Consider the following 5,131-nt stretch of genomic DNA (forward strand, 5'->3'; position numbering starts at 1 on the left):
AGACTTACAGTGAATCCAAACTGGGGAAGTATTTGGAAGTGTGTATCAGTTAACGGCTCGGTGGTCTATTCAACTCTTAACGTTGCCAGTCCTGTCTCTGGCAATCCCCACGCTCCACGTTAGTAGCGTGGGGTTGTTGAACGTCCGTGCTATTCTAAATCTCTGCTACATCCTAGCCCACAAGGATGAGGGAGATGGGGGAATACAGAGTCAACACTCAATACTTGTGACCACATCGGTAGATTTTTCCTTACCAAAGATTAATGGGGATTAGGCAGGCTAACGCTATAATCCAGCAATAGACTCGGTGAACGTCAAAAGATTCGAGAACAGTTGGTGTGTGGTGAGGGTAAAAAAACGTGTCGAATAGTTCCCAAACTAGCTGGGGCTTTCAAGTCTCCCATCCAAAAAGTTATGCGCGATCGCACGGCGACTCTGATGTCGCTGAAGATGTTACTGGGGGTTCCCCGCCTCCTCCACCGCCAGATAATGACGGCGGAGATTCCCATTCCGATGATCATTCGGATAAATCCAATGGTAGTCGCTATATGCGCTGGTTCCTGTGGAGTGCGGCGTTTATCTTAACCGCTACAGTTTCTGCTACCTTGGGCGCAACAGTTGCCCTAATTACACCCCTGTCCCCCTTAATCGTGCCGCAAAATTTTATCCCTGGCGCGAAAGAAAATGCCTGGCGACAAGCATTTCGTTATGATTTAGCCAGACCCGTCAACATCCTAGTGATGGGGATTGACCGCGTTCCCGATAGTGATAAAAACTCGCCTGACGTTTTCAGTGGTCGCAGCGATACCATGCTGTTGTTAGGCTTAGATCCAACAGCAGATTCACTCACCATGCTTTCAATTCCTCGGGATACCCAAGTAGAACTTCCTGGGGTAGGACTTGCCAAAATCAATGATGCCAATGTGGAGGGGGGTGCAGCGTTAGCCGCACGGGTGGTGAGCCGTACCCTGAATAATGTACCCGTTGATCGCTATGTGCGGGTGACTACGGATGCGTTTCGGGAACTGGTAGACCTGGTGGGGGGAGTGGAGGTGTTTGTTCCCTATCCGATGCAGTATGAGGATGTAACCCAGGATTTGTACATTGATTTAGAACCGGGATGGCAGACTTTAAATGGAGACCAAGCCGAACAGTTTGCTCGATTTCGCCAAGACAACTATGGCGACATTGGTCGAGTCCAGCGCCAACAGACGCTGCTCAAGGCGCTGCGTCAACGATTACTCAACCCTACTGTGCTACCGCGTTTACCCCAAATCATTCGGGTGATGCAACAATATGTTGATACCAATCTCAGTTTAGAAGAAATGTTGGCGTTGGTAGGCTTTGGCTTAGATTTAGACAAAGATGATTTTCAGATGGTACTCTTACCCGGTCGCTTCAGCAATCCAGAGGAATATGTCGCCAGCTATTGGATTATGGATTCTGCCGGACGCGATCGCGTCATGCAACAATATTTTCAGCAAACCTTTGACTGGAGTTCCTCAGATATCCGCCGTTCTCCCCAACGGTTGCGAATTGCTATCCAAAATGCCACAGATGACCCGCAATTGGCTCACAAACTTGCTCGATATTTGGCGGAAAATGACTTTTATAATGTCTATATCATCAGGGATTGGCCCGATCAGGTACGCGAAACTCAGATTATTGTACAACAAGGTGATTTGAACGCCGCAGCGACATTGAAAAGGGTTTTGCAACTCGGTCACATCGAAGCCTCTTCCACAGGAGATATTGAATCAGATTTAACCATTCGAGTGGGTGAGGATTGGTTGATTCAGCATCCAGAAGAGGAGGAATAATGCAGGGGGAGTTATCAGTTATCAGTGAGCAGTTATCAGTTATCAGGAGCTGGGGGAGCAATGTAGAGACGCGCCATGGCGCGTCTGGGAGCAAGGGGAGGTAAATGATCAATGACTAGAAAAGAGTTTTATGTGTAGGGGCTCTTTTCACTACTATCGTTTTTTGTCCACCCTAATGTCACTAAACCCGCCCTGTCTAAATGACAAATGACGAATGACGAATGACGAATGACGAATGACGAATGACGAATGACAAATGAACTGCCGACTTAGCCAGCAAATTCAATTTATTCTTGAAATTGACAAACTCAAAGGGATTCTGCGCCAAACACGATTAATTGATGATTCTCGCCCGGAAAACAGCGCCGAACATTCTTGGCATTTGGCGTTGATGGCGATTATTCTTGCCGAGTATGTACCCTCCCAGGTTGACCTGGGACGAGCGATAATCATGGTACTCCTGCATGATTTAGTTGAAATTGACGCGGGAGATACCTTCTGCTACGACGTACAGGGAAATCAGGATAAAGCTATCCGGGAAGAAAAAGCGGCTACCCGGATTTTTGGCATGTTACCCGAAGACCAAGGACAATCATTGCGAGAAATCTGGGCAGAATTTGAAGCCGCCGCCACGCCGACAGCCCAATTTGCCGTCGCCCTAGACCGTTTGCAGCCTCTGCTGCTAAATCAACAGAATCAGGGTGGAACTTGGCAGCTTTATGGTATTAGTGAAGATCAAGTGATGCAACGGATGGCGCCAGTGCAAGACGGTACACCTCAGCTTTGGGCATTGGTCGAGCAAATTGTGGCAGACTGCATTAAGGCGGGTTATTTACAAAAGGCGCGATCGCTCTCCACCAACAGTCAAGTAGACTAGATCATTATGTCTATTGTTGTGGCTCACAATCTGAGCAAAGTCTACCCCGTAGCGGTCAAACAACCTGGTATTAAGGGAACTCTAAACCACTTTTTGCGCCGTAAGTACCGCTCAATCGTTGCAGTACAAAATGTTTCCTTTGAAATTGGCATAGGGGAAGTGGTGGGATTTCTCGGTCCCAATGGTGCAGGTAAAACCACAACCTTGAAAATGCTCACCGGACTCGTTCACCCTTCAGGGGGTGAGGTTAAAGTGGCGGGTTATGTGCCATTTCAGCGAGAATCCAGCTTCTTGCAGCAGATTACCCTAGTCATGGGTCAAAAGCAACAACTAATTTGGGACTTACCCGCCTGGGATTCCCTGAGAATCAACGCCGCCGTTTATGGAATTTCTCACAACCAGTTTCAACGTCGCGTCGGGGAACTGGCAGAAATGTTATCCTTAGAAGCCAAACTAACACAACCCGTGCGGAAACTCTCCCTCGGAGAACGCATGAAAGCCGAATTGCTGGCGGCGCTTTTGCATCAACCCCAAGTCTTATTTTTAGATGAACCTACCTTGGGATTGGATGTTAATGCACAATTAGGGGTGCGGAATTTCTTACGCGAGTACAACCAGCGCACGGGTGCAACGGTTTTATTGACTAGTCACTACATGGCAGATATTACAGCACTGTGTCAGCGAGTGCTACTAATTTATGAAGGGCAGATGATTTATGATGGCAGCTTAGAAGGACTACTCAATCGCTTTGCTCCCTATCGAGAGGTGAAAGTGGAACTGGCTCAACCTTTGTCAAAAGAGGAGTTATCGGGTTACGCAGAAATAGAAGCCGTGGATGGGTTAGCTGTACGTTTCTTTGTGCAGCGTGAAAAGCTGACAAGCACAGTGGCTCGGATTTTGGCGGAGTTAGAGGTGATAGATTTAACGGTTAGTGACCCCCCCATTGAAGAAGTCATCGGTCGAGTTTTCCGCGCCGGAGTCGTTTTGTGATAATTTGTCATTCGTCTATGTAATATCATGTCTGTCTAAAGTTATAATTTATTCCTTTCCTCTTCCCCTTCTGCCATCTGCCCTGGAGCCTTATGCCTAGTTTATATGAATCGATTCATTAACACCAGTAAGATATTTCTGTCTGTTTACTATGCTCACATGTTGGAATACCGGGCAGAGCTTTTTTTTTGGATACTTTCAAATAGCTTACCACTGATTCTTATGGGAGTTTGGATTCAGGCATCTCAGGGAGGGGAGTTTGAGCTAACACCGGAAGAATTTATGCGTTACTTCCTATCGGTTTTTATCGTTCGCCAGTTTACTGTGGTGTGGATGATTTTTGATTTTGAAAAGGAAGTGGTAGAAGGAAGACTTTCGCCTAAACTCCTGCAACCCATTGATCCTGTCTGGCATCATGTTGCAGGGCATGTATCTGAACGTTTTGTCCGCATGCCTTTATCAGTTGTACTTTTAGGTTTATTCTTTTTACTCTATCCCCCAGCATTTTGGCTACCGAGTTTAGGGAATCTGCTATTATTTGTAGTCGTCACTACAATGGCATTTGCCCTACGATTTTTGATCCAATATACGTTTGCGTTATTGGCGTTTTGGACAGAGCGAGCCACTTCACTAGAACAATTTTGGTATTTATTTTATTTGTTTCTTTCAGGAATGATGGCACCCTTGGAAGTCTTTCCACCCGCCGTTCGAGCCGTTGCGGAGTGGACTCCTTTCCCTTACTTGGCTCATTTTCCCGCCGCGTTGTTAGTTGGGCTACCTGTTAATATTGTCCAAGGAATTTTGGTTATGGTGGGTTGGGGACTGTTATTTTTTGCCGTCAATCGCTGGTTGTGGCGCAAGGGATTGAAGCAGTATTCGGGAATGGGAGCGTGAGATGTAGAGACGTTGCATGCAACGTCTCTACATCGGCAACTAAAACAAACCGCTTACCCAATCACCAATTACTATTTTTGATCAAATTGAGCAATTGCATTCTGGAACGACTGCTGTAAATCCAGCCAAGCTAATTCTACACCAGTTTTGATATCTTCCCAAGCATCTTGACTAGCCGCTTGGAGTTCTTCAAGTTTCATCTGCACTGCAACCTGTTTGGTTTGCAATTCCTCAATCTGGCTACTATACTGAATCTTAATCTTAGCATCAGCCTGAGCTTGCGCTGCCTTGGCTTTCATTTCGTCAACCTGAGCATTTAGCTTGTCTAACTCAGCTTGCACTTTATCTCGGTATAGTTGGTAAAAGTATAGTCAAATATAGACAGACTTCATTTCATTGCAGAAATTCTCTTCGCTTTTACTTTGAGAGATTAATTCTCATAATCGTGAACTACGCACCTCTCTATCCCATAGCGGTTAAACGCATTTGGGAATGCTTTTCGTAAAATATTGTAGGAACCTATGACATCAGATTGAACAAGAACCCCCTG

At 46.2% G+C, this 5,131-nt stretch carries 5 protein-coding genes; 4 read left to right on the forward strand and 1 reads right to left on the reverse strand.

Features of this window, described 5'->3' with window-relative positions:
• The first annotated feature begins 359 nt into the window (after positions 1-359).
• The 4 genes from RIM23_RS21305 (at position 360) to RIM23_RS21320 (ending at position 4,581) form a co-directional block, all read left to right on the forward strand.
• On the forward strand, positions 360-1,820 hold the full coding sequence (locus tag RIM23_RS21305; protein WP_446369081.1) for an LCP family protein: 1,461 nt from the start codon (positions 360-362) through the stop codon (positions 1,818-1,820).
• Positions 1,821-2,076: 256 nt separating this feature from the next.
• Positions 2,077-2,697: an HD domain-containing protein gene (locus RIM23_RS21310; RefSeq protein WP_446369082.1), complete on the forward strand. Its 621-nt coding sequence runs from the start codon at positions 2,077-2,079 to the stop codon at positions 2,695-2,697.
• Positions 2,698-2,703: 6 nt separating this feature from the next.
• Positions 2,704-3,687, forward strand: coding sequence for an ABC transporter ATP-binding protein (locus RIM23_RS21315; protein ID WP_446369084.1), 984 nt, complete (start codon positions 2,704-2,706; stop codon positions 3,685-3,687).
• 105 nt (positions 3,688-3,792) lie between these two features.
• Positions 3,793-4,581: an ABC transporter permease gene (locus RIM23_RS21320; protein WP_446369086.1), complete on the forward strand. Its 789-nt coding sequence runs from the start codon at positions 3,793-3,795 to the stop codon at positions 4,579-4,581.
• Between the two features lie 71 nt (positions 4,582-4,652).
• Here the strand turns inward: RIM23_RS21320 and RIM23_RS21325 are convergent, their stop codons facing one another.
• On the reverse strand, positions 4,653-4,922 hold the full coding sequence (locus RIM23_RS21325) for a hypothetical protein (protein WP_446369088.1): 270 nt from the start codon (positions 4,920-4,922) through the stop codon (positions 4,653-4,655).
• Positions 4,923-5,131 lie beyond the last annotated feature (209 nt).

It is taken from the genome of Coleofasciculus sp. G3-WIS-01, from assembly GCF_040223135.1.
Lineage (GTDB): Bacteria > Cyanobacteriota > Cyanobacteriia > Cyanobacteriales > Coleofasciculaceae > Coleofasciculus.